Source organism: Halomonas sp. MES3-P3E, from assembly GCF_002836035.1.
Taxonomy (GTDB): Bacteria; Pseudomonadota; Gammaproteobacteria; order Pseudomonadales; family Halomonadaceae; genus Vreelandella; species Vreelandella arctica.
Genome location: NZ_PJBT01000030.1, coordinates 1 through 24,286, shown reverse-complemented (window position 1 = coordinate 24,286; position 24,286 = coordinate 1). Strand labels below are relative to the sequence as shown.

The following is a 24,286-nucleotide window of genomic DNA, read 5'->3' as shown; positions in this document are numbered from 1 at the left end:
GCGCAGAAAAGCAAATGACCCGCGCGCTGCCCAAAATGGCACGTGCCGCGGATGACCCCAAGCTGGTCGATGCTTTTAAACATCACCTTGATGAAACCCAAGGACAGGTAGAAAGACTAGAGCAAGTCGCTGATAGCGTGCCTGATATCCGTATCAAACGGCTGAAGTGTTACGCCATGGAGAGCTTGATAGAGGAAGCGCAGGAACTGATTGAAGCGACCGAAAAAGGCGCTGTACGTGATGCGGGCCTGATTGGTGCTGCACAAAAGGTAGAACACTATGAAATCGCCACCTATGGCACGCTGTGTTCTCTTGCAGAGCAGTTAGGTTATACCGAAGCTAAAAACATCCTGGCCGAAACGCTGAAGGAAGAAAAATCCGCGGATGATAAGTTGAATACGTTAGCGAAAGAGAACGTTAACAAGAAAGCTGGTTAACTTTTTATAAAATGCTTTTATAAAGTGTTTTATAGGGTGGGCTTAATTAATCAAGCCCACCCTTTCCCGCTCGTTTTAGCAATTGGCACTATTAGCTAAGCGCTAGTGCTATCACTGCGTTATGCATTAGCAACTTAATAGCTTTTACACTCCCACCGGGCCGCCGTCACGCTTCTGAATCACCACGGTCGCTGCGCGGGGGCGCACTTGACCACTGGCGGCAACCGTAGCGTCTTGCACCAAGGCGCTTGCGTCGGCTGGCCAATTGCCCGGATGCTGAATGTTGATAAACAACGCGGTCTTATCAGGTGTGGCAAAGATGCCGGTCACTTCGCAGCCGTTCGGCCCCACCGCAAAGCGTTTGAGCTGCTGCTGGTTGCTACTGTTAATGACGGGGCCGGTGCCTTGAATATCATCGAGACCATTAGGCACGACCGCAAGCAACTGGTCGTTGGTGTACTCGGTGATACCTTCATAGCCGTTATCGGTCTGGATCCAGAGAATGCCCTGACCGTCGCCACGCTCGTCGAACCATAGTCCATCGGGACTGGCAAACTGGTTCATTTCCGTCAGGCCCGAGTGGTTATCCGTATCATCGATAGCCGCACCAAACACAAACACTTCCCAGGCAAAGGCGTTCGGCAGACGACTTTCACGCCAGCGGATGATGTGTCCCGCCTCATTATTGGCGCGTGGATTAGCCGCGTTGGTCGGTGCCAGATCGTAACCGACGCCATTCTGTTCAAGACGCTCGCCGTCGTTGGTGTACGTCGGGGAGGAGTCCTCAGCGGTGCGCTGGCTATTATTGGTTAGCGTGAGATAGACATCGCCTGAGGCAGGATCAACAGAGGCCCACTCAGGACGATCCATCGGCGTGGCGCCCAGCAAATCCGCCGCGTCACAGGTATTGATGATAATGCCTGCTTGATCATCGCTGGCAAGCCCCAGCGCCGCGGCCAATGTGCGGCCATCACGCGTTTGGGCTTCCGGTGTTAGCGGCAGCCATTCACCGCTGCCATCGGCATGAAAACGGGCCACGAACAGCGTGCCGTTGTCCAGGTATTTGCTGCCAATGACAAGACGGTCATACGCTTCGCCGGGTCGATTGGCATCGGCGGGATCCCAGGCAGCGTCGGAGACGTATTTATACACATACTCGTTGCGGGCATCGTGCCCCGAGTAGTAGACCACCGGTTGACCGGCTTCCAGCTTGCCTAACCAGCATCCTTCATGGCGGAAACGCCCAAGCGCTGTCCGCTTGACGGCCCGCACTCCGCTATAGGGATCAATCTCCACCTGATAGCCGAAGGTGCGTGCCTCATTGCGATAATCATCCTCCGCCCGCTCGCTACGTGGGGTGATATCAAAGCGGGCGAACTCACCATTCTCCTCGGAGGCATCGCCTGCGGATGTGTCCCAACCATAGCGGCTTTTGTCCGTGGGGATGCCGATGCGGGCGTCGTCCTGAAAGCGCTCGCCACGATTGACGAAGATATCGGGCCAGTTCTCTTCACAGGCAATATAGGTTCCCCAGGGGGTTACCCCATTACCGCAATTATTGTTCGTGCCGCGGGTTTGCATGCCTGTCGGAGAGAACTGTGTCTTGACGTAGTCACTGCCAGCCACGGGCCCGGAAAGCTCCATCACCGTTGCGCTGGTGAAGCGGCGGTTATATGACGAGCCCGGCACATGCGACCATTGGCCATTGGCGTCTTTTTCGACTTCGACAAGCGTGACACCGTGAGCGTTGATCTCGGTGCGCGACTCATCTGCTGGCCGCTGGCCCTCTTCGGCATTGGCGGGGCCGCCCTGAGGTGCCCATAGTGCGGCTTGGTCGATATATTCGTTATTGAGCGCCAGCACGAAACGACGCGAGGCGTTGTCGGCGTCCAAGGCAAAACCGGCCATGCCATCATGGTGCATGCCGACACTTTCCGCCTGCCGCTCAGGTGTCATGGTTTGGTCGGCCTGCCACGCATCGCCTGTGTTCAATGGCGTGCCCCAAGGCACCAACACCTGGGCCACATAGCCTTCCGGCACCACGATCGCGTCGGTGAGCGAACCGTGCACCGCTTCAAAAGCAAGCGTCAGAGGCGTTTTCTGCGCGCCACTGGAAGCCAACGCCTGGGCAGCGCCACCAAAACTGAGCATCGAGGCAGCAGCGACTCCCAAGCCGCCGCGCATCACATCACGTCGGGATACGTGCCGCGCTAATACCTCAGCAAAAGGCTGATTGCTACTGCGGTTAAACAGGCGATGATCTTCGATCTCTTTACTCATGGTGGTCTCCCCCTGATCGTTTGTATGCCAACGATTGAACGTTAGGAGACACTAAACAAGCTAAATGACAGGACGATGACGGAGTATCTGCATTTATATGAAGACTAACTACCTGCATGGCGAAGCCGTGATATAAGACCATACTTATTAACACAGAATGCAATGCACTGAGTAACAGCGAGCCAATCGGGAGCAAGGATGAGACTGATCAGCATCATATGGGTGGCGTTGGCGGCTATTAGTTTCAGCCTGGGGCTGGTGGGTATTTTTTTACCGCTAATGCCCACCACTATTTTTATGCTGATCGCTGTTTACTGTGCCTCCAAAGGCTCACCGCGCTTTGAAGTCTGGATCCGTTCCCGCCACTATGTCGGGCCATTGCTGATCACCTGGGAGCAAGAGCGCGCCATTCCCCGGCGTGCCAAGCTCGCAGCCGTCAGCATGATCGCGTTGAGTGCATTGATCGTGGTCTGGTCACTCGACCAGGGCTGGCTGCGCTGGGGTGTGGTCGCTTTCCTTATAATGATCGCTCTGTGGTTAGCTACCCGTCCTGAGCCCTCTTCTTCGCCTTAACACATCACTAAATCGGCACCTTATGGGTCGAGACCACTTCACGCAGCCCCATAAATGAGCGGATCTGGCGCACTCCAGGCAGATAGAGCAACTGTTCAGCATGCAGCCTGTTGAAGCTTTGGCTGTCCCGCGTGCGTACCAACATGAAATAGTCAAACTCCCCGGTGACCACGTGGCACTCCATACAGCCTGACACCTTCTGGGCCGCCTCCTCAAAGGCGGCGAAGGATTCCGGCGTCGAGCGATCCAGCACCACGCCAATCAATACCACCATGCCCGCTTGCAGTTGCTCTGGGTCTAAATGCGCCACCACCCGGCTGATCACCCCATCCCGTTTGAGCCTTTCCACTCGGCGCAAGCAAGCTGCAGGGCTTAGGTTAACGCGCTCGGCCAAGGCCACATTCGAGAGCGTGGCGTCATTCTGAAGCAGTTTGAGAATTCGCTTGTCGATACGATCCAGTTCACCCGCTGGCTGGTCGGCATCTGAGCGCGAAAGCGATCGCTTTGCACACACTAATAGTGTCCTTATTGGCTATTTAGCAAAACTTAAAACCGATTATCTTTATTTATATCACTTTTTATTGCCTATAAAACAGATAATTTGCAACACAAATAATAACGTCACCGCTTACTATAAAACGATGCTAAATATAAAAATTTGCGAGCACGCCAAGGTTTCACATCTACCCTCGCTAGGCAGTTTTTATGCCGCTCTTTCTCGCTTAGAAGTAGGAGATTTTTTATATGAATCTTGATCGTTTCCCACGTTATCCGCTTACCTTTGGGCCTTCTCCCATTACCCCCCTCAAGCGGCTAAGCGAACATTTAGGCGGTGAAGTAGAGCTATACGCTAAGCGCGAAGACTGCAATAGCGGCTTAGCCTTTGGCGGCAACAAAACCCGTAAGCTGGAGTACTTGATTCCTGAGGCACTGGAGCAAGGTTGCGATACGCTGGTGTCGATTGGCGGTATTCAGTCGAACCAGACCCGCCAGGTCGCTGCCGTCGCTGCTCACCTGGGCATGCGATGCGTGCTGGTGCAGGAGAACTGGGTCAACTACTCCGATGCGGTGTATGACCGAGTGGGCAATATCGAGATGTCGCGCATCATGGGCGCCGATGTTCGATTGGATGATGCTGGCTTCGATATCGGGATCCGCCCCAGCTGGGAGCAGGCGATGGAGGATGTGCGCAAGCGGGGTGGTAAGCCCTTCCCGATTCCCGCAGGCTGCTCCGAGCATCCTTACGGCGGCTTAGGTTTTGTGGGCTTTGCCGAAGAGGTGCGTCAACAGGAGAAAGAGCTGGGCTTCAAGTTCGACTATATCGTCGTGTGCTCAGTTACCGGCAGTACCCAGGCAGGGATGGTGGTCGGCTTCGCCGCCGATGGCCGCGCCCAGCGAGTGATTGGCATTGACGCCTCTGCCAAACCCGAACAAACCCGCGAACAAATCCTGCGTATCGCGCGCCATACGGCTGAGCTGGTAGAGCTGGAAGGCGGCATTGCCGATGACGACGTGATTCTGGATACCCGCTATGGTGGCCCCGAGTACGGCCTGCCCAACGAAGGCACGCTAGAAGCCATTCGCCTGTGCGCCCGTCTGGAAGGCGTACTCACCGACCCCGTTTACGAAGGCAAATCGATGCACGGCATGATCGACATGGTGCGTAACGGTGAATTCTCAGCAGGCTCCAAAGTCCTTTATGCCCACCTGGGCGGTGTGCCTGCGCTTAATGCTTACAGTTTCCTGTTTAGGAATGGATAGGATCTGACCAGTTCTATCCCCCATTCACTGCCCGCCTGGTGCGAGACCTGAAGTCTCGACTAGGCGGTATTCCAGCTTCTGAAGTCTGTCTCTATTCTCTGCTATCTTTGTCACTGCCATCCTCGTCCCTACCTTCCTCGCCCTTGCCGCACATCAGAACTCAACGCCTCCCGGCGCAGACAATGCCGTGCCAAAAGCCGGGATGGCTTTCAACCAAGCCTGCCGATAAGATCCATAGTGAGCCATCACGAGCTTTCAAGTGGTTGTGTTAAAAATGAGTGTTTATAAGGATGGACTCTATGCGCGATGATGAAAAATATACCAATACCGAGGAGCAACTGCTGTATCTTCAAAAGTTATTAGATGAAGAAGATACCGCTGCCCTCAAAGAGCTATTCACAGAGCTCGATATATTAGCGATTGCGCGCACGCTTGAGTCGTTCCCCGCTAAAACCCGTGATTTACTTTGGGACTACATTCCAGACGATGTGCTTGGTGAAGTTTTAGCAGAAGTCGATGAGGATATTCGCGCTGACTATATTGAGGATCTTTCTGCCAGCGATGTTGAACAGATAGTCAGAGGCTTGGATGCCCAGGAAGTCGCCGACGTTCTTGATGTCGCCGACGAAGAGATCAAAACCACCGTTTATGCCAGCTTGGATCAGGAGATACGCGCCCAGGTTGAGAACCTTCATGCCTATGAAGATGATGTAGTGGGACGATACATGGACCCCGAGACGGTCAATGTAAAACAAGGCGTGTCATTAGAGGCCGTACAACGCTATATCCGGATTCATCACCTGCTCGATGATGAATCACAGCAAATCATGATTACAGACAAGGATAAACGCCTACTCGGCACCTTGAGCCTGATTGATTTAATCAAACAGCCACAAGAAGCCGTGGTTGATGATTACATGGATGATTTTTTCACCCTAAATGATCAAATGAAAGTGAGTGAAGCCGCTGCATTATTGCGCTCTAAAGAACTTCACTTTGTGCCAGTGTGCGATAGCGATGGGTTATTGGTCGGCCAGCTAAACGCTGCCGACGTATTAGAAATCACCCAAGATGATGCTGACATGACGTTGAAACACATGTCAGGCGTTAGCGACGAAGAAGAAGTGTTTACCCCCATTGCGCGCAGCGCGAAAAGCCGCGGTATGTGGCTGGGTATTAATCTGCTGACCGCCTTTTTAGCAGCTTTTGTGATCGGGCAGTTTGAAGCCGTACTGGATCAAATCGTCGCGCTCGCCATTCTCATGCCCGTAGTCGCTAGCATGGGCGGAATTGCCGGAAGCCAGACCCTGACAGTAGTGATACGCGGTTTGGCGCTCGGGCAGCTTGCCGGTAACAATAAACGCTGGCTGTATAATAAAGAGCTATGGGTGGGGATGAGTAATGGCTTGGTGTGGGCCCTGGTGGTCGGCGGTATTTCCTACCTGTGGTTTAGCGACCCGCTGATTACGCTCGTCATCACGCTAGCGATTTTTATCAATATGAGCCTTGCCAACCTATCCGGCGTCCTCATTCCCCTGGTGTTGAAACGGCTACAGATTGACCCTGCCCTCTCCGGCGCGGTAATTCTCACCACCGTCACGGATGTGGTGGGCTTTCTATCGTTCTTGGGGCTCGCGACGCTGATTATTTTGTGATCAAAGCCATTGAATGGTGCAAGCGGCGTCGCCACTCACTTCGCCCGCTAACGTTTATCTAATGCTATGCTGATGAGCCCCGCTAATGCGGGGCTTTTTTTGTGGTTCACTTTTTTGAATATCCAGAGGCGTTCATGCTCCCCGACTATACCGTGATTGCTTGGCTGTTAATCGTATTTTCCGTTTACCTGACCGGCGTATCAAAAGGCGGCTTTGCGGGTGGCTTCGGCACGCTTTCAGTGCCCTTGATGGCGCTGGCGATTAGCCCGACCCAAGCAGCCGGATTACTGTTGCCGCTATTGCTGGTGATGGATGTGTTTGCGGTAAAAGCGTGGTGGAGTAAACACGATAGCGCGGAAGTGTGGCGCTTTGTGCCAGGGTTATTCATTGGCGTCACGGTGGGAACGCTGCTGTTTGGCAGCCTGAGTGAGCAAGGAGTGCGGCTGGTGCTGGGCCTTCTCTCGGTAGTGTTTGCGGCCTATATGTTGCTGAAACCCGTGGCCAAGAAACCTATCTCTTCCCGATGGGCGCTACCTGCCGCCAGCGTTTGCGGGTTCACTAGTTTTATTGCCCATGCGGGCGCACCGCCGATGAATATGTACTTGATGCCGCGCAAGCTCTCCAAAGAGACCTTTATTGCCACCTGCACGGTGACCTACGCAGTCGTGAACTCCATCAAACTGGGGCCTTATGTGTGGTTAGGCGAGGTCAACATGACTAGCGCCTGGGCCTCGCTGCTGCTGGTACCCGTTGCTTGGATCGGTGTACGTAACGGTCTTTGGCTGCAGAGCCGCGTCAATGAAAAGCTGTTTTACCGCCTAGTGATCATCGCCATGTTCTTAGTGGGGATTAACTTGGTGTGGCAGGCGCTCTAGTTTAGAGAGCGAGCAGGCGGCGCGACTACAGTGCCACCATGATCAACCCCGCCAGCATCACCAAGGTGCCAAGTGTTTTAGCGGTGGAAGCAGGCTCTTTTAGCCATAGCACGCCCATCAACACGCCTACCGGAATCGAGAGCTGGCGCAGGGCGACCACGTAGCTCACTTCATCGGTCATCGCCATGGCCATCAGCACGAGGCCGTAGGTGCAGGTCATCATCAGCCCGGTGGTGATTAGCATCGCCAGGCCCTGCTGGCGAAGCGCGGGCAATCGGCGGCGCTCGGCAGGCAGCAGGGCCAGTAGCGGTACCGCCCAGGTCAGCGTCATCACCGCTTGCAGCACCATAAAGACGGCTCCAGCGGTGATGACGCTGTGCCCAGCGCCCTGCATGTGGCCTAATGCCTGCTTATCGATGAGCGAATAGCCCACCGTTCCCGCCGCCGCCAGCAGCGCAAACCCCATGGCGGGCGTGAAATAGGTGGAAAACCGACGCGCCTCCGGGTGGCTAAGCGGCAGGCAGAGCGCGCCAGCTACTACTAGCATCATTCCCAAACCGTCCCAGGCATCCAACACACGGCTGCCCAGCAGCGCGATGGAAACCAAAGGCACCAGCACCACGGGCAATGCCCTGGCGATGGGGTAAAGCACGCTCACTTCCCCCCGCGCATAGGCCCAGGCCAGGCCGCCCATATAGAGCATCTGGCACAGTCCAGAGAGTACCAACCATCCCCAAAAAGCACTGGGTAACGCCGCTAATGATGGCCCAAGCAATACTAGCGGCAGCATGACCGCCCCTCCCGCACCATAAGCCAGAGCAAATGAGGCCAACGACGGCGCGTTGCGCTTACCTAGCACGTTCCATCCAGCGTGCATACACACCGACACCAGCACTAGCGCGAGGGCGGCTGGGCTCAAGGACGCTCTCCTTGTTGAAGGCGTGTATTAATAACATCAGGCATGCGCCGATTTTCCTGGCAAAGCGTTGGGCGACGAAGCGCTCACAGGCGCTGGCGCCCGCCAGTCTAAGCGCCGCCACCCTTCAACGCTAGCCACCTCGGCCAACACCGCGTCGGGGTTGACCGCAACCGGGCAATCCACGTACTGCAGCAGCGGAAGGTCGTTGCGGGAATCGGAGTAAAACGTGGTGTGGCTGGGGGTGATCTGCTGCTCGATCAGCCACTGCTTCAGGCGCAGCACTTTGCCGCCGCGATAGGAAAAAATACCTTCACTACCACCGGTATAGCGCGCGTCTTCATTGATGCCATGTTCGATGCTCAGCTCTACCGCCAGCACGTGCTCGATCCCCAAAGTAGCCGCAATGGGCTGAACCAGATGCCGCGCAGATGCAGAAATCAGCAGCAGGGTATCGCCCGCCTGGCGATGCGCTTCCAGGCAGGCCCAGGCCTGAGTGAAGATACGCGGTTGGAGATGCGTGGCGACAAACCGCTCGACCTCTTTTTGCACATCCGTTACCCGGCGCCCGCGCAGTGGCGCCAGGGTCATGGCTAGATACTCTTCGAGCTTTAGCTTGCCCGCATGATAAGCCCGCTGCATCTGCTCGGCACGCGCCATGAAGGTCTCGGCATCGCTGACCCACCCTTGGTCTATCATCCATAAATTCCAGCGGTCGCTGCAGTCTCCATCCAGGAGGGTGTCATCAAGATCAAATAGGGCCAGGCGCATGGGAGCACTCCTTTCATCGCGGGTTGGCGGCGCGTAGGGTATGCCAAAGGTGATGACAGGACGATGACGCTGGCGGTGATATTGCGTGGTTACTTGTTCAACCACGCTGCAGCAAACTCATTGGCTGGCAACGGTCGACCGAACCAGTAGCCCTGGGCTTCATTACAGCCCATGTCGGCCAGCAGGCGGGCCTGCGCTCGGGTCTCTACGCCTTCTGCCACCGTTTTCATCTCTAGCGCTTTCGCCATGGCAATGATGGTCTGCACAATGGTGCGGTCGTGATGGTTATCGAGCATCTCGCGCACAAAAGAGATATCGATCTTCAGTGCGTCGGCGGCGAAACGCCTCAGGTATGAGAGTGAGGAGTAGCCTGTGCCAAAGTCGTCAATAGAGAGTGCGTAACCCGCCTTACGCATGGTGTGAGTAATTTCTACCGCTTGATCAGGATCGCGCATAAAGTCGCTTTCGGTAAGCTCCAGAGAAATGGCATTCGGTGGTACGCCAGCCATTAGCTGCGCAATATGCTGAGTTAGCTCGGGGTCAGCAAACTGCTGGGCAGAAATATTGATCGACAGCCTACCCGGCAGTGCCTGCTTGTTTTGCGTACCCCATGCCATTAGTTGCCTAGCCGACTCCTCCAACACCCAGTCTCCCAAGAGGCGTATCAATCCGCGCTCTTCGGCGAGAGGAATAAACTCACCGGGACTCACCCACCCCCACTCCGCGTCATGCCAGCGGCAGAGAGCCTCAGCGCCTGTCAGCTGCCCGCTGGCAAGGTCCACCTGGGGCTGAAAATAGAGTTCCAGTTTGTTTTCGCTGATAGCCACGCTGAGCCGCTCGGTCATCCGCTGGCGGCGCTGTAGCGCGTGATGCATTGCTTGGGTATAGGGGCAGGTACTGTTGTCGCGGCGTTTGGCGTGGTGAAGCGCAATACTGGTGGCATTGAACAGCTCACTCGCTTGCTTCACATCGTGGGGATAACGGGCATAACCGATGCTGACATCAAGGTTAAACACACGGCGCTCCAGCTGCAGCGGCTGAGTCACAGCTGAGCGCAACTGCTCGACGAGATCATTTATGTTTCTGATATCAGCGTCGGCCACCAGCATGGCAAACTCATCGCCGGATAAACGCGCCAATGGGCCATAGGCGTGGCTGATCTTCTGCAAGCGGTCCGCGACTGACACCAGTAGTTGATCACCTACTTGATGGCCGTGCAGGTCATTCACTTCTTTAAAGCGACGAATATCCAGCAGCAGCAGCGAAAGCCCCTGCCCAGTATGATGGGCCTCTTGCCACATCTGCGCTAACAGCTCCATGAAGCGGGTACGGTTAGGTAGCCCGGTAGTGCTGTCCGTGTAGGCCAACTGATGCATATGGCGGTGGTCACGGCGGCGTTCAAGCTCTGCCGCGGCGCCAGTAGAAAGGATTTGCAACACTGAGGTGGCGAACGCATTCGTCGTCAGCGGTTGGCGGTAAAACACCATCATCACGCCAATGGCTTCGCCGTTGGCGTTATCTAAGCGGCGACCAATCCATGCCCTGACCGGTAGCTGCGTGCCCGCTAATAGCAGCGGCGGGCCGTCATGCATCACCGCTTCACGCTCCAGCACCACCTGCTCGCTAGGCGACCCGCGCAGTGCGAAAGCGTGCGGCTCACGCTGTTCGCCACTGACCACCATGCTAACCGTGGTTGCCTGGCCATAGACTTCTTCCTCGCCCTGAGGGGAGGTATGCAGTAGTGCAATGAAGCCTGCGTCGGCTTCCAGCACTTCAACCAGAGTGGCAATCAACTGCTGAAAATAACCGTCACCCACTCGTGTAGTAACTGTTGAGGCAACTTGAAGCACGGCGTTTTGTACCCGCTGCGACTCTTGCTGGTCGGTCACATCCGAAATAAAGCCTTCCAGGCAGGCAATCTCACCGTCATGGCCCATGACAGTCTGGCCCTGCTCCCACATCCAGCGAGTCCCCCCGTCGCGATGCTTCAACCGATACACCACCCGGTAAGGCCGCTTGCTGGCAATGGCCAACTGCACCTCGTCGAAGAGTTTTTCCTGATCATCGGGATGAATCAACGCGGCGAAGCTGGTCACCCGGTTACCTTGCAACTCATCCGGACGGTACCCGGTCAGTGCCTCGGCCCCTTGGCTTACCACCTGCATGGTCCAGTCACGGTCATTGAAGCAACGGTAGGCCATGCCAGGCAGGTGATTCAGCAGCGTATTCAGGCGTCGCTCACTCTCCCGTGCGACTTCTTCGCTTGCTCTTAATGCCTGCTCTGCCTTTTGGCGGCCTAGCTCCGCTCCGGCCTGGGCGGCGGCAATTTGCAAAATTTCATTGGCTAGCTCATCCAACTGCATAGGGGAGTTCTTAAGCACCGCCAGCAGGCCAATCAGCGCGCCATCGGCAGCGTAGAGAGGGCGCCCCATATAACTCTCGGCGCCGAGCTTGCAGAGCAGCTTATCGTCTGGAAAGAGCAATTGAACATCACACGCATACAGGCAGGAACCGCGCCCTAGCGCAGTTTCGCAAGGGGTGCCGGACAGCGAGTAGGTGATATTGCCAAGCAGACCGCCATTGGACCAGACCGCTAACGTCTTAGCCTGATGCAACTGGGTTACATCGGCCATCAATACATGATCAACGCCCAGTAAGGCTGCCAAGCGCTCTACCAGCGTGGCGTAAAAGTGAGAGCTCCCACTGTGACCCATGCCTTCGGCCAACTGTCGAAATATCTCTGTAGCGTCATTCCTCGTGCGCATGGGTGGAGCCACCTGTTCCCGCTTTTTCTGTAGCTTAGCGCGAAGCGCAGCGACAAAGAAGCACCCAATCAACATCCAGGCCAGCATGACAGCCGCCTGGATGATTAACCGTGGACGATAGTGAGCGTTAACGGGTCATGGCCTCGGGCAGGTAGAGCGCGATACCGGGAAAGAGATGCATTAAGGCGATCGCCAACAGCATCAGCAGGAAGAACGGCAGCGTGGCCTTGGTAATGGTCAGAATATCCTTACCCGTCAGCCCCTGAATCACGAACAGGTTGAAGCCAACGGGCGGCGTAATCTGCGACATTTCGACGACGATCACCAGATAGATGCCAAACCAGATCAGGTCAAACCCGGCGGCGCTCACCAGCGGCATGATAATCGCGGTAACCAGCAGAATCAGCGAAATACCATCGAGAAAGCAGCCCATGATCAGCAGCAGCAAGGTGAGCGCAATCAGCAGCATAGTGGGTGAAAGCCCCATTTCACCAATCGCCTGCGCCAGCTTCATCGGTACCTGGGTAAAGCCCATGGCCGAGGTCAGGAAAGATGCGCCCGCAATGATGAAGGCGATCATGCAGGCGGTACGCACAGCGGCAAACAGCGAGCTCTTGAATATTTCGCGGTCAAAGTGACCATTGAAGCGGGCAATCACGATCGACAGCACCACACCGACCGCTGCTGCCTCCGTGGGTGAGGCCAAGCCACCATAGATCGAAAAGATGATGCCACCGATCAGCAGCAGAATGGGCACCAGCGACCAGGTGTTGCGCAGCTTTTCGCCAAAACTCATGCCTGACTCATCTTCACCGGTCAGGCCTTCGCGGTTGCCTTTCAATAGCGCCCACAAAATGAGATAGCTCATGAACATCGCCAGGATCATCAAGCCTGGGCCAATACCCGCCATAAACAGTCTGGAGATCGACTGCTCGGTGACCACGCCGTAGACGATCAGCACGATGGAAGGCGGAATCAACAGCCCTAACGTCGAAGCACTGGCCAGAGTGCCAATCGCCATGTTGCTATCGTAGCCACGCCGCTCGAGTTCCGGCAGCGTCATTTTGCCCACCGTGGCGCAGGTGGCAGCCGAAGAGCCGCACACCGCGGCAAACATGCCGCTGCCAATGATGTTGGTATGCAAAAGGCGCCCCGGCAGGCGGTTTAACCAGGGAGACAGACCGCGGAACATATTGTCGGCGAGCCCCGAGCGAAACAGAATTTCGCCCATCCAGATAAACATGGGCAGCGCGGTAAGGTCCCACCCATAGCTGGCACCCCAGAAATCAGAGGCCAGGATAGAAGCTGGTGAAAACGAGCTGAAGAACTCGAGTGCTATCCAGGCAGTACCAATCAGCGCGAAGGCGATCCATACCCCGCTCCCCAGTAACAGCACAAGCGTAAAAATGGTGGCGAGACTTAGTAGCAGCACGATGAGCTCTCCAATTTAGAGGGCAGGTGAGTGAAGGTCGCCATTTAGTGGCCCTCGCTTTCATCTGGGGCCGTCGCTTCGCGAAAACTTGAAGGATCGCGAATAGCGATACGCACCGCCATGAACAACGCTTCAGCCAGCGCCAGACAGAGCAGCCCTACACTGGTCGCAAGTACCAGCTGGGGAATCCAGAGCGGAATCGACACAAATCCTGAAGACACATCGTTGTATTGAATGCTCTCTCGCGCCAGCCCCACCAGGCCATAACTGAGCATCAGACTGATCGCCAGGGCGATGATGAGGCCAAACACTTCAAACCACACACGAATGGCAGGTGGCAGCCGAGTAATCAACAGCGTCACGCGAATATGGGCGTGATGCACAAAGGTGTAGGCCAAGCCCAGAAAGGTCGCGCCGACTAATAAGTAAGACGCAATTTCTGAAACGCCGGTAATACTCAGGCCTAGCCGGCTCAAACCTACCAGCACCAGCAGGGCATCTACCAAGCGGAAGGTTACCTGGAGCGCGATCAGCGCACAGATAGCCACCATGCACGCCGCCGCACCCCAAGCACCGAGGCGATAGAGTTTGTCGAATTTAAACGTCATGTTCGCAGCCTCATAAAGCGCGCGGAATAAGCAGGGGCGGTGGCATTGCCGCAGCCCCTGCCAGAGACATTGAGACGGCTATTAGCTGTCGCGTTGCTCGCGGTAAGTTTCCAGCGCCTGTTTGGCTTCATCATCGGCGCGTGACTGCCAATCTTCAAACAGCTCATCACCAGCGGCTTGCAGCGCCTCGGAAATAGCGTCGTTCGGCTCAGAAACCGAGATACCGTTCTCTTCTAATGTGTCCAAGCTTGCCTGGTTATCTTCACGGCTCATCTCCCAACCACGTTTTTCAGCCTCAGCGGCGGCTTCCATCAGGGCTTCCTGGGTCGCTTCATCCAGGCCATCGAAACTGCGCTGGCTGATGAAGACAATGTTCTTGGGCAACCACAGGTTAGCGTCGGTGTAGTCGGTGACATAGTCCCAAGCCGCCATGGAGTTCCCAGTGGAGCTTGAGGTAATCATGGCGTCCACACGGCCAGTGCTGAAGGCGGTGGGGATATCAGACTCTTCGGTTTCAGTGGGGCTGCCGCCCAGGTTGTCGACGAAGCGCTGGGTATTGATGTTCGGTGCGCGCACGCGCAGACCTTCAAACTGTGCAGGGTCGGTAAGCGGCTCGGAGGTGTAGATCCCTTGCGCAGGCCAGGCGACAGCGTAGAGCGGAATCAGTCCTTCATAAGCGAACAGCTCGGTGATCATGGGCTTGGTGGCTTCCCATAACGCGTAGGCATCATCGTAGCTGCCTGCAACCCCCGGCAATGTGTCCACTTCAAAAATGGGGTCATCATTGGAAAGCACAGAGAGGAAGACTTCGCCCGCATCAATGGTGCCGCGACGAACCGACGGTTTGATTTCCCCGTGTGCGACAAGAGAGCCACCGCTATGCACAGTAATGGTTAGCTCGCCATCAGTGGCTTCTGCCACATCCTCGGCAAACTGTTTAGTGTTTTGGGTATGAAAGCTGGCATCACCGTACGGCGTGGCCATGGTCCACTCAGCCGCGTGAGCCGTCACCGTCAGACCGCAGGCTGTTGCCAGTAGCAGGGTGGAAGTTAATGTCTTGCGCATGGTGAGAACCCTCTTGTTTCTATTAATAGTATGGAGCTAATGGTGTGTTGCATCGGTGGTACCAGAGGAGGCGCTGCTGGGTACCCAGCGCCCAGAGAAAAGTGTTGTTGTCATATCGGCACGGCGCGCCTGGGCATAGCGGCAGGCGCACTCCTGTGCCAGCCGAGCAACGCCCCGGCAAAAGCGTGGGTGGTTAGCGTTGCGCCATATCACATCATAGTGCATGGCGGGTAACGGCACCGGCAGTGACAAGCGGTGGAGCTCTCCTCGCTGCCACTCTTCCAGCACGGTGGCCACCGGCAGCGCGCCGATCCCTAACCCCTCCATGGTCATGCGTACAATCGTCATCAGCGTACTGACGCTATGAATACGTGGGCTGGCTACGCCCTGCTCGGCCAGGTAATTCACCAGTTCCGTATAGGGGCGCGCCAGCTTGCCAAATGAAATGAACGGTAATTGCCTGCCCCAGATATTGGCACTTCCGCTGAGCAAATGGGCGTGCCGGGGTGAGACAAACATGCCCATTTCATACGGACTCAACGACTCATAATCGATCTGCTTCTGCGGCGAATAACCATTCATCGCCAGTACAATATCCAGTTCGTTGCCCAGTAGCCGTTCGTTGAGCACTGGCGAGTAATCCACAGTCAGTTCGATAGTCAGCCGTGGATAGCGCTCGGTAAGCCTGCGCATAAACTCGGGAAACCAGCTATGGGCGATAGTTTCAATCGTGCCGAGCCGTAATGGCGCAGAAAACGCCTCTTCGTCATCGAAAAGCTTCATCGCCTCGTCACGCTGGTGCAGCATCCGCTCAGCATGCACAAAAAATTCGCGGCCACGCATGGTGGGCTGAATGGGTCGGGCGGCACGCTCCAACAGTAGCTCACCCACCGTGGTTTCAAGACGCGAAATACGCTCGGAAACAGAGGGCTGAGTAAGGTGCAAACGGGTCGCCGCCTTGCGGAAGGAGCCAAGCCTCACCGCCCATACAAACGCCTCAAGTTCCTTAAAATCGAGCATATTGACACGCCTACTAATAGCTTTCGGAAATAAATAAGCGCCGTTTTGCTGACACGTAAAGCTTGCTGCTGTGTGCTGATGCTCGTTGACACCAGATAACTATGCAACTTCGAGACCATCTTCGGCAGCGCTGTTTCACCAACGTTATTATCACGCCCCGCCCTTACTGTGATAAGCGTATCGTGCCCAAGCGTCAATCATTTTTCCACCAAATAACAATATGATAGGAGAGCCCGATAGTTAGTATCGACAAAAACGATTGGCACTCAGCATGCCGTGTTCATATATTGGAGGTGAATTACAGTCTCGTTTCAGCCACATGCAAGCACCCACTGCATCAACGACAGGAGTCGCCATGGCCATTCCCCTGCTTAATTGCGATATGGGCGAAAGTTTCGGCAACTGGACTATCGGCCTGGATGCCGAGGCAATGCCCTATGTCGATTGCGCCAACATCGCCTGCGGCTTCCACGCTTCCGACCCCCATGTGATGCGCCGCACCGTCAAGCTGGCGGCCCAGCATGATGTTCGCATTGGCGCGCACCCTGGCTACCCTGACTTGATGGGATTTGGTCGCCGCTCGATGGCCTGCTCGCCTGAAGAGGCTGAAGATATGGTGCTCTACCAGGTAGGCGCCCTGGCAGGCATTTGCCAGGCAGAAGGCACCCGGCTCAGCTACATCAAACCCCACGGGGCACTGTATAACGACATGGCCGCCAACCCGGCGCTGCTCGAAGGCGTCATGCGCGCCGTGCGTGCTTACGATCCGAGCCTGCCGCTGATGATCATGTCGACTGCTAACCCCGAACCACATCGCGAGCTGGCCGCCAAACTGGGCATTACCCTCTGGTTCGAGACCTTTGCCGATCGCGCTTACGATACCAATGGCCACCTGGCCTCGCGCCGTTTACCCAACGCCGTACACCACGACCAGAACACCATTGTGGATCAGGCCATTAAGCTGGCCAAAGGCGAGCCGCTCACCGCGCTCGACGGCACACCGTTGCAGCTAGCCTGCGATACGCTCTGCGTTCACGGTGACAACCCTGAATCAGTGGCGGCCGTGCGCGCCATTCGTGAGGCCTTCCAGGCGCTGGAGCAGGCGTGAACCCCATTAGTGAAAGAAGAGTTGAAACCGCCGCCATGGATGCCCTGATGGTGCGACTGTTCAACACCATCGACGAATCCAACATGGCCTGGGTGATTGCCGCCGACCAAGCGCTGCGCGGTGCTTTCGGAGCTGCATTGATTGATCTAGTGCCCTCCTACACCACATTGCTAGTCCATTACGACTGTCAGCAAATGAATCACACCGAGGCGCTCGGTCTGATCAACCAGGCGCTTTCCGGACTCGAACCTGCCGACACGCAGGCGGGTGAGCTACACGACATCCCCGTGTGGTACGACGAGAGCGTGGGGCCTGAGCTACCCCTGGTCGCCAAGCGGGCAGGCTTAAGCGTCGACGAACTCATTAAGCAGCACTGCAACCATGACTACTGTGTCTTCGCGCTGGGTTTCGCGCCAGGATACGGCTTTATGGGCTTAGTCGATGAAGCAATAGCGACGCCGCGCTTGAAAACACCACGCCGTAAAGTGGCAGCAGGCAGCGTGGGCATTGCCGATCGGCAAACCGCGATTTACCCGCTGCTCTCACCGGGGGGTTGGAACATTCTTGGCCGTACTAATGTGCCGCTCTTCGAATACGCCAAGCGCGGCGAACCGCTGTTCCGCCCTGGCGACAAGGTGCGCTTTAGAGCGATCTCCCGCGCGGAGTTTGAAGCCGACGGTGGGGATACCACCCCAATGGAGGAGCGCCCATGAGCCACGTCGCCATCAATGAAACACAAAATGGCATGGTCGTTAAACAAGCGGGGCCACTCGCACTGATTCAGGATGCCGGCCGGTTTGGCGTTGGCCATTTAGGGGTTACTCAAGGTGGTGCCGCCGACTGGATCTCGTTTCGCTGGGCCAACTGGCTACTTGGAAACGCCTTAAATAGCGCCGCGTTGGAAATTGTGATGGGCGGCGGTTTGAGTTTTGAAACCGAAAGCGAAGTGCGCCTGGCGCTGACCGGCGCCGATCTAGACGCCCAGTTGGATGGCAAACCACTCGCACCCAATACCAGCTTCAAGCTACTGCCCGGTCAACGCTTGGTATTTCGCCAACCGCGCCAGGGCCTGCGCGCCTATCTCGCTTTTCCAGGTGGGCTGAATGCACCGGAAGTGCTTGGCAGCCGAGCCTGTACCGCTCGCGAGCAACTGGGTGGCCTGCACGAAGATGGTAAACCGCTAAAAGTGGGCGACCGCTTGACTTGGAAAGGTGCCGCCCCAGCGGTGCGCCGTATCGAAGGACAAGGCCCGCAAATGCCAACGTCAGGCTGCCGGTTGCCCATCGTTCTGGGTTCGCAGATCGCCTCGTTTAGCGGACGCACGCTTTTCCAGGCGTTCAACCAGCCCTGGACAGTGGATAACCGTGCCGACCGCATGGGTGTAAGGCTCACAGGCCCCGCCCTGCATGGCTCGCTCACAGGCATCATTTCCGAAGGCATTCCTTTCGGAGCCGTACAAATACCACCGGACGGCCAGCCCATCGTACTGATGAATGATCGCCAAACCATTGGCGGCTACCCACGCCTTGGCGCCCTCACCCCCATCGCCTGCGCTACGCTGGCCCAGTGTTTGCCCGGCACCAAAGTGTGGCTGACGCCGGTCAGTGCCAGCCAGGCGCAAGATGATTATCGACAACAGCTAACGGTTTGGCGCTAAACCTGGAAAGTCTCAGTTAAAAGCCTTATGCCACCGCTTTTTTTTCCAGCTCTTCAGCGATGGCGGTAAAGAAAGCATCCGTGGTGGCTTGATGAGGTTTGGTCACAAGGCTAACGCCAACAAACAGCACACTAGCGACCACAATGCCCCATACACCGGCAGGCAGCCCCAGCAGCGAGTTGCCGGTGGCATACATCAACAGTACAAAGGCGCTGGTGCCCACCACACTGGCCAGTGCTCCGGCAGCGGTGCCTCGTTTCCAATAAAAGGCGCCAATAATAGCGGGTACCATGGCCACGAGCCCCGACGATGCAGCCACCGACAGCACCGCAATAAGATCAAGCTGTAGCTCGGCGAAGGCCAGCGCCATCAGTGCGATCACCGGCACCACGAACTTGCCTACTAACAGTTGGCGCTTTTCACTGACATTCGGTTTGACGTTGGCATAGACATCACGGGAAACCATGGACGCCAGCGTCAGCATGATCGAATCGATAGTAGAAACGGCGGCCGCCATGATGCCGATCATTACAATCACGCCTAACACTGGTGGAACAAACTCAGATGCTAGCAGCGTGGGCGTGGCTAAATCTGCACTTTCAAGACTTGGGAAAGCCGCTAAGGCAGAGAACCCCCACAGCACGGAAACGATGGTGTAGATAAAGCCAAACACTAGGAAACCAAGCAGCATTTGACGCATGGAACGCAGCGACGAGGGCATAAACAGGCGCTGGCTGACTTGAGGGTTAGAAAGGCTAAAGAAGAACCACGGAATAGTAAGCCCCAAGAAAGTGACAAAGCTAAACAAACCAGGCCCAGGTACCGTCAGTGACTGCGGGTGCTCCGTTGCCAGCGTATCGAACAGCGCGCCAAAGCCGCCCAGGCCTTGAATCACCAGAAAGGCCACGAGTGTGGAAGCCACGATCATCATGATGGCCTGGAGCGAATCGGTCCACATGACCGAACGAATCCCCGCGATGTAGGAGAAGAAGATAGCGATCACCGTGGCTAACACCACCCCGGTGGTAAAGGTAATGGCGCCATCTGTGATCCCTTGCAGCAGGTAACCAACACCAGCGAGCTGAACGGCCGAATAAGGAATCAAGAAGATACAGCTGGCGATTGAGACGGCCATAGCCACATGCTTGCTATTGTAACGGTGACCCAGCATTTCACTTGGGGTCACAAAACCAAATCTTTTGCCAACGGCCCAGAATTTAGGCCCGAAAACAGCCACCAGGGAAACACCGGCAAAGTAGATAATTTCGAAACCGAGCGCGCCAACGCCACCAGCATAGGTAAGACCTGCCAAGCCCACCATCATAAAGGCACTGTAAGTGGTGGCACTGTAACTTAGCGCGGAGACAAAGCCGTTCATTTGCCGGTTGCCTAAAAAGTAGCCCGACATGCTTTCTGAACCACCTTTCGCCGGGCTTTGGCGCGACAGAATAGCAATGCCTATAGCGACCAATAAGTAGATAGCGATGGACCACCAAATGAGCGATTCAGTCATCGCTATTTTCCTTAAAATCTTTAGTGATAAACACGTTCAGAGCAATGATGACTAACCCGGCAACTGACCAAAACAAAAAGCTGCCGTACCATCGCGACACATCGCTTAACAGCGTGTAAGGCACTAAATAGCTTAGCAAGACAACGGCCCATACTAGCCATATCCATTTACTGCGTTTCATAGTCCATCTCGTTTTGTTACATCAGGGTGGAAAGTGCGCGCTACTGTAGTAAAGCTGACATGCTACCGATGCCTAGGCAATCCTTCACATGCACACGGCTCAACCATATTGCTTGGCGATGCAGAAATGCCCTGTGCTCCCGCGATTGCTAGGGTTTGTACGAAAAGTCGGCGAGCGAAGCCTAGACAAGGCAAAAATCAACGAAAAAACGGAGTTTACGGGTAGTAAATGAGTATTTTGAGATGATTTTTAACGCCGTATTGGCGAGCGCAGACAGTTTTCGTACAAAACCTAACGCGCTTTTCAATGCTACCGGGGTACGGTTCAGCAAGCCCCTTTTTACCCCAGAGACCGTTCGCGAGACACTTGAAGCCTCCCTCAATCACCCCATGGAGGCAATCGGTTAATGCACCACCTTGATCTGCAGGTTATAGAACGCGCTTTGAAATGGGCCAATCAGGGGCTGACCGTTTGGCTCTGTACGGTTTTGAAAACCTTCGGCTCATCCCCCAGAGAACCGGGCGCCATGCTGGTCGCTTGTTCGACGGGCGACTACCTGGGATCACTATCAGGCGGCTGTGTGGAAGAAGATTTTATCGCCCGACTGCAAAGAGGTGAGTTTGACCAACTCGCCCAACGGATAATGTATGGCGACGACAGCTCAACCACTGTCCACTTGCCCTGCGGAGGCAGTCTGGAGGTGCTCGTTGAACAACTGGCCCCCTCTGCCGACAACCTCGTTCACCTTGAAGTGATGCATGCCACCTTGCTGGGCCGACAGCCGCTCACTCGCTGGATCTCGTTGTCCGATTGGCGCAAGCGCTTCAACCCATCCACATTGTCAGAACCTGCCATTACTTTTGATGCCACCAGCGTCAATGTACGCATTGGCCCAGCGCGACGGCTGATCATTGCCGGCATCTCTTCGGTCGCTTCGCCCTGCGCCCTGTTTGCCCAATCGCTCGGTTTTGAAGTCATTGTCTGCGACCCCAACGATGATGCCCGCAAAAATTTCGACGTGCCTGGCGTGGAAGTGCAAGCGGTACTGCCTTCCGTTTTTATCGCCTCGGGCGGCTGCCATGCCAATACGGCAGTGGTCGCGTTGACCCATGATCCGCGTATTGATGACCTGGCGATGATCGAGGCCGTCCGCACGGAGGCGTTTTACATTGGCGTGATGGGGTCTCAGCCAACGTCGCAACAGCGTGCAGAGCGGCTATTACGCTCCAGTGGCCTGAAAGACACTCAGCTGGCAAGGATTACCATGCCGATTGGTCTCAATTTAGGCAGCAAAACACCGTCCGAGATTGCATTAGCAGTAATGGCCGATATTGTGCGTCATTATCGTGGAAAAACCGACATGAGCTGTAGCTATATAAAGTCATTAGCGATACAGCAGGCAAGCTAGGCCGCTTTAGTTATTTTTAAACTATAATTTTTACTGTCTATTTTTAAGTAAAAATAGCGATTAAATTAAAAAAGAGGTGACAAAAAATATTTTAGATTTAAGTTTAAATATTAGCAGCCGTTAATAATTAACGGTAGTAAGAGCACTTCCAGGGAACCATAAAACAGCCAGAGTACGGCACTGCCTTATCGACAGTACCCTGCTACTGGCCAACACATCGAGGCAACAAATGAAAAAAATTTCTCGTCTCTCACTGACGCAGAAACTGCTGGCTGCTGTCGCCATTCCGCTGTTAGCGGTGGCTGTCATTCTGGGTATTGTCGTCAATCAACAGCTCAATAATGCTATTCCATCGTTAATCGATAATGCAGGGACTCGGCAAGTAGAAGCACGAGCCGATGAAATTAGCCGTTGGATTACAGGATACCGCAATTGGATAGCCGTACTTGCTAAGGATGAACGTTTGGTAGAAGACGTGCCAATTGCCTCTCATCGCGAGTGGCTTGAAAAACGCTACCCTCCAGGGGGCACCATTGAGTCACTTTTCTTCTCTGATGCTTCCGGGGCAACATTGACCCACGCAGGCGTCAACCTAGAGATAGCCGAACGCCCCTACTTTCAGACCCTAGTGACCGAGGGCAGCCAAGACAGCCTTCTCAGTGATCCTGTTATCTCCATGATTAGTGGTTTGCCAACGGCTATTGTCGCCGACACCGTGTTTGATGAACGCGGTAATAGGGCGGGGTTGCTAGGCATGACGGTCTCCATGGCTGCCGTTTCTGACATTACTTCCGATATCAATGTTGGCGAAGGAAGCTATGGCTGGCTCATCGACAGCCAGGGGCAAGTCATTGCCCACCCGAATGAAGAGTATCGGATGTCACTCAATTACACCGATGCCGATCAGCAGGGCTACCAAGGCCTGGATGCATTGAGCCAACAAATACTCAATGGTACGGCCGGCTCAGGTGAAATTACTATGCCCAGCGGCGAACAGACAGTTCTCATGTGGAGCCCGGTGGAAGGCACCTCTTGGGTGGTGGGTGTCACCGTACCCATCACAGCCTTTACGACCGTTACCAACAGCCTGCTACAGTCGCTACTGCTGGCAGGCGGACTGCTGCTGGTATTGCTATTGGTGGTGGTTGCCTATGCGGCACGTCGCTCTCTCGCTCCTATCAAGCATACGGCAGCAGCCATGGCAGACATCGCCCAAGGTAAAGGCGACCTAACGCGCAGATTAGAAGCCAAAACAAACGATGAAATTGGCGACCTCGCCCATGGCTTTAATGCGTTTGTGGAACGCATGCAATTAACGCTTCAGGAAGTACGCCAAAACGCGCGCACGGTATTATCAGATGCCAGCGATATGGCGGATGGTACCCAGGAACTCTCGTCGCGCACCGAGCAAGCGGCCGCTAACCTCCAGGAAACGTCCGCCTCAATGGAGCAAATCCACTCCACTGTAGCGCACACTTCCCAGGCTTCAGAACAAGCCAATAGCCTTGCGCTAGAGGCTGCCAATGCCTCCGAACGTGGTACAGAGTCCATGAACCAGATGGAAGCCAAGATGGCAGCCATCAGTGATTCGGCCAACAAGATCAGCGATATCATTGGCTTGATTGACTCGATTGCGTTCCAGACCAACATATTGGCACTCAACGCCTCGGTGGAAGCGGCCCGTGCTGGCGAACAGGGTCGCGGTTTTGCCGTGGTCGCCAGCGAAGTACGCACTCTCGCCAGTCGCTCGGCTTCTGCTGCTCACGATATTCGTGCGTTGATCGATATGTCCGTTAGCCACTCAAAAGAAGGCGGCGACATCGTCAAGGCAGCGGCTGAGCGCATGCAGGAGATTCGTCATAGCGTCACTCAGGTATCCGATGTGATTGCTGAAATTGCCGCAGGCGCACGAGAGCAGACGACCGGTATCCAGCAGGTCAACACCGCCGTGGCAGAGATGGATATGATGACCCAGCAGAATGCCGCCATGGTCAGCCAAAGCGCGAACCTTGCCGCTTCCATGCGCGACAACGCCCGCGGCCTTGATCGGTTGATGAGCGAGTTTGTGCTCCATGAAGGGGGCTCCCCCTCCGCGTTGCCCTATACCGCCACCCACAAAGAGCGAGCAGTAACCCGCTCTACCGGTACATCATCGGCACCGGCACGCAGCAATCAACCACCCGCCACCCAGCCAAGGCAGGAAGCGCCAGAGTGGGAAGAGTTCTAACCTCGCTCACCCGCAACGCAAAAGGCACCCGCTT

Annotated in this window: 21 protein-coding genes; 10 read left to right on the top strand and 11 right to left on the bottom strand. The window is 55.6% G+C overall.

From position 1 onward, the window contains the following. On the top strand, positions 1-437 hold a 437-nt coding region (locus CXF87_RS09455), incomplete at its 5' end, for a YciE/YciF ferroxidase family protein (RefSeq protein ID WP_101146464.1). A 144-nt stretch (positions 438-581) separates the two neighbouring features. Here the strand turns inward: CXF87_RS09455 and CXF87_RS09450 are convergent. Further along, the gene (locus CXF87_RS09450; protein ID WP_101146460.1) at positions 582-2,717 is read right to left on the bottom strand and encodes a PhoX family protein; all 2,136 of its coding nucleotides are present in this window, start codon (positions 2,715-2,717) and stop codon (positions 582-584) included. Positions 2,718-2,915: 198 nt separating this feature from the next. Here CXF87_RS09450 and CXF87_RS09445 point away from each other — a divergent pair, with 198 nt between their 5' ends. Further along, positions 2,916-3,290 carry a YbaN family protein gene (locus CXF87_RS09445; RefSeq protein ID WP_008959256.1) on the top strand — a complete coding sequence of 125 codons (375 nt, stop codon included), beginning with the start codon at positions 2,916-2,918 and terminating at the stop codon, positions 3,288-3,290. 7 nt (positions 3,291-3,297) lie between these two features. Here the strand turns inward: CXF87_RS09445 and CXF87_RS09440 are convergent, their stop codons facing one another. Next, positions 3,298-3,804, bottom strand: a complete 507-nt coding sequence (locus CXF87_RS09440) for an Lrp/AsnC family transcriptional regulator (protein ID WP_101146459.1) — start codon at positions 3,802-3,804, stop codon at positions 3,298-3,300. Between the two features lie 230 nt (positions 3,805-4,034). On the opposite strand from CXF87_RS09440, the gene CXF87_RS09435 reads away from it, so the two are divergent. The 3 genes from CXF87_RS09435 to CXF87_RS09425 all read left to right on the top strand — a co-directional run bounded on the left by CXF87_RS09435 (position 4,035) and on the right by CXF87_RS09425 (position 7,581). Next, positions 4,035-5,051, top strand: a complete 1,017-nt coding sequence (locus CXF87_RS09435) for a 1-aminocyclopropane-1-carboxylate deaminase (RefSeq protein ID WP_101146458.1) — start codon at positions 4,035-4,037, stop codon at positions 5,049-5,051. Between the two features lie 299 nt (positions 5,052-5,350). Beyond that, complete coding sequence (gene mgtE, locus CXF87_RS09430; protein ID WP_101146457.1) at positions 5,351-6,706, top strand: magnesium transporter; 1,356 nt, start codon at positions 5,351-5,353, stop codon at positions 6,704-6,706. A 134-nt stretch (positions 6,707-6,840) separates the two neighbouring features. Next, complete coding sequence (locus CXF87_RS09425) at positions 6,841-7,581, top strand: sulfite exporter TauE/SafE family protein (RefSeq protein WP_101146456.1); 741 nt, start codon at positions 6,841-6,843, stop codon at positions 7,579-7,581. A 25-nt stretch (positions 7,582-7,606) separates the two neighbouring features. On the opposite strand, the gene CXF87_RS09420 is transcribed toward CXF87_RS09425, so the two are convergent. The 7 genes from CXF87_RS09420 to CXF87_RS09390 all read right to left on the bottom strand — a co-directional run bounded on the left by CXF87_RS09420 (position 7,607) and on the right by CXF87_RS09390 (position 16,158). Continuing rightward, the gene (locus tag CXF87_RS09420) at positions 7,607-8,500 is read right to left on the bottom strand and encodes an EamA family transporter (protein WP_101146455.1); all 894 of its coding nucleotides are present in this window, start codon (positions 8,498-8,500) and stop codon (positions 7,607-7,609) included. Positions 8,501-8,536: 36 nt separating this feature from the next. After that, positions 8,537-9,268 (bottom strand): HAD family hydrolase, encoded by a 732-nt coding sequence (locus tag CXF87_RS09415; protein ID WP_101146454.1) that lies wholly within the window; start codon positions 9,266-9,268, stop codon positions 8,537-8,539. 89 nt (positions 9,269-9,357) lie between these two features. Next, positions 9,358-12,033, bottom strand: coding sequence for a bifunctional diguanylate cyclase/phosphodiesterase (locus CXF87_RS09410; protein ID WP_101146462.1), 2,676 nt, complete (start codon positions 12,031-12,033; stop codon positions 9,358-9,360). Positions 12,034-12,160: 127 nt separating this feature from the next. After that, positions 12,161-13,465, bottom strand: a complete 1,305-nt coding sequence (locus tag CXF87_RS09405) for a TRAP transporter large permease (protein WP_008957458.1) — start codon at positions 13,463-13,465, stop codon at positions 12,161-12,163. A gap of 44 nt (positions 13,466-13,509) precedes the next feature. Then, positions 13,510-14,073, bottom strand: coding sequence for a TRAP transporter small permease (locus CXF87_RS09400; protein WP_008957459.1), 564 nt, complete (start codon positions 14,071-14,073; stop codon positions 13,510-13,512). A gap of 81 nt (positions 14,074-14,154) precedes the next feature. Beyond that, entirely contained in the window at positions 14,155-15,138 is a 984-nt protein-coding gene (locus tag CXF87_RS09395; RefSeq protein ID WP_101146453.1) for a TRAP transporter substrate-binding protein, read from the bottom strand. Between the two features lie 36 nt (positions 15,139-15,174). Next, positions 15,175-16,158, bottom strand: a complete 984-nt coding sequence (locus CXF87_RS09390) for a LysR family transcriptional regulator (protein ID WP_101146452.1) — start codon at positions 16,156-16,158, stop codon at positions 15,175-15,177. Positions 16,159-16,513: 355 nt separating this feature from the next. Between CXF87_RS09390 and CXF87_RS09385 the strand changes: the two genes are divergently transcribed. The 3 genes from CXF87_RS09385 to CXF87_RS09375 are packed head-to-tail and all read left to right on the top strand — an operon-like array spanning position 16,514 to position 18,923. Continuing rightward, positions 16,514-17,266 (top strand): 5-oxoprolinase subunit PxpA, encoded by a 753-nt coding sequence (locus tag CXF87_RS09385; RefSeq protein WP_101146451.1) that lies wholly within the window; start codon positions 16,514-16,516, stop codon positions 17,264-17,266. 5 nt (positions 17,267-17,271) lie between these two features. Continuing rightward, entirely contained in the window at positions 17,272-17,979 is a 708-nt protein-coding gene (pxpB, locus tag CXF87_RS09380; protein ID WP_101146461.1) for a 5-oxoprolinase subunit PxpB, read from the top strand. After that, on the top strand, positions 17,976-18,923 hold the full coding sequence (locus tag CXF87_RS09375; RefSeq protein WP_101146450.1) for a biotin-dependent carboxyltransferase family protein: 948 nt from the start codon (positions 17,976-17,978) through the stop codon (positions 18,921-18,923). Before pxpB ends, CXF87_RS09375 begins: the two co-directional genes overlap by 4 nt. A 25-nt stretch (positions 18,924-18,948) precedes the next feature. On the opposite strand, the gene CXF87_RS09370 is transcribed toward CXF87_RS09375, so the two are convergent. After that, entirely contained in the window at positions 18,949-20,436 is a 1,488-nt protein-coding gene (locus tag CXF87_RS09370) for a sodium:solute symporter family protein (RefSeq protein ID WP_101146449.1), read from the bottom strand. Further along, positions 20,429-20,617 (bottom strand): hypothetical protein, encoded by a 189-nt coding sequence (locus tag CXF87_RS09365; protein WP_101146448.1) that lies wholly within the window; start codon positions 20,615-20,617, stop codon positions 20,429-20,431. The genes CXF87_RS09370 and CXF87_RS09365 overlap by 8 nt, the downstream gene beginning before the upstream one ends. A 406-nt stretch (positions 20,618-21,023) precedes the next feature. On the opposite strand from CXF87_RS09365, the gene CXF87_RS09360 reads away from it, so the two are divergent. Continuing rightward, positions 21,024-22,025: an XdhC family protein gene (locus CXF87_RS09360; protein WP_101146447.1), complete on the top strand. Its 1,002-nt coding sequence runs from the start codon at positions 21,024-21,026 to the stop codon at positions 22,023-22,025. A 229-nt stretch (positions 22,026-22,254) separates the two neighbouring features. Continuing rightward, entirely contained in the window at positions 22,255-24,252 is a 1,998-nt protein-coding gene (locus CXF87_RS09355; RefSeq protein WP_008958179.1) for a methyl-accepting chemotaxis protein, read from the top strand. Positions 24,253-24,286: the final 34 nt, after the last annotated feature.

Excerpts from the sequence above, each read along its gene's own strand:
- CXF87_RS09370 (WP_101146449.1), bottom strand. The coding sequence starts at position 20,436 with ATGACTGAATCGCTCATTTGGTGGTCCATCGCTATCTACTTATTGGTC.
- CXF87_RS09410 (WP_101146462.1), bottom strand. The coding sequence starts at position 12,033 with ATGCGCACGAGGAATGACGCTACAGAGATATTTCGACAGTTGGCCGAA.
- mgtE (WP_101146457.1), top strand. The coding sequence starts at position 5,351 with ATGCGCGATGATGAAAAATATACCAATACCGAGGAGCAACTGCTGTAT.
- CXF87_RS09360 (WP_101146447.1), top strand. The coding sequence starts at position 21,024 with ATGCACCACCTTGATCTGCAGGTTATAGAACGCGCTTTGAAATGGGCC.
- CXF87_RS09400 (WP_008957459.1), bottom strand. The coding sequence starts at position 14,073 with ATGACGTTTAAATTCGACAAACTCTATCGCCTCGGTGCTTGGGGTGCG.
- CXF87_RS09365 (WP_101146448.1), bottom strand. The coding sequence starts at position 20,617 with ATGAAACGCAGTAAATGGATATGGCTAGTATGGGCCGTTGTCTTGCTA.
- CXF87_RS09425 (WP_101146456.1), top strand. The coding sequence starts at position 6,841 with ATGCTCCCCGACTATACCGTGATTGCTTGGCTGTTAATCGTATTTTCC.
- CXF87_RS09415 (WP_101146454.1), bottom strand. The coding sequence starts at position 9,268 with ATGCGCCTGGCCCTATTTGATCTTGATGACACCCTCCTGGATGGAGAC.
- CXF87_RS09375 (WP_101146450.1), top strand. The coding sequence starts at position 17,976 with ATGAGCCACGTCGCCATCAATGAAACACAAAATGGCATGGTCGTTAAA.
- CXF87_RS09445 (WP_008959256.1), top strand. The coding sequence starts at position 2,916 with ATGAGACTGATCAGCATCATATGGGTGGCGTTGGCGGCTATTAGTTTC.
- CXF87_RS09435 (WP_101146458.1), top strand. The coding sequence starts at position 4,035 with ATGAATCTTGATCGTTTCCCACGTTATCCGCTTACCTTTGGGCCTTCT.
- CXF87_RS09390 (WP_101146452.1), bottom strand. The coding sequence starts at position 16,158 with ATGCTCGATTTTAAGGAACTTGAGGCGTTTGTATGGGCGGTGAGGCTT.
- CXF87_RS09355 (WP_008958179.1), top strand. The coding sequence starts at position 22,255 with ATGAAAAAAATTTCTCGTCTCTCACTGACGCAGAAACTGCTGGCTGCT.
- CXF87_RS09385 (WP_101146451.1), top strand. The coding sequence starts at position 16,514 with ATGGCCATTCCCCTGCTTAATTGCGATATGGGCGAAAGTTTCGGCAAC.
- CXF87_RS09395 (WP_101146453.1), bottom strand. The coding sequence starts at position 15,138 with ATGCGCAAGACATTAACTTCCACCCTGCTACTGGCAACAGCCTGCGGT.
- CXF87_RS09450 (WP_101146460.1), bottom strand. The coding sequence starts at position 2,717 with ATGAGTAAAGAGATCGAAGATCATCGCCTGTTTAACCGCAGTAGCAAT.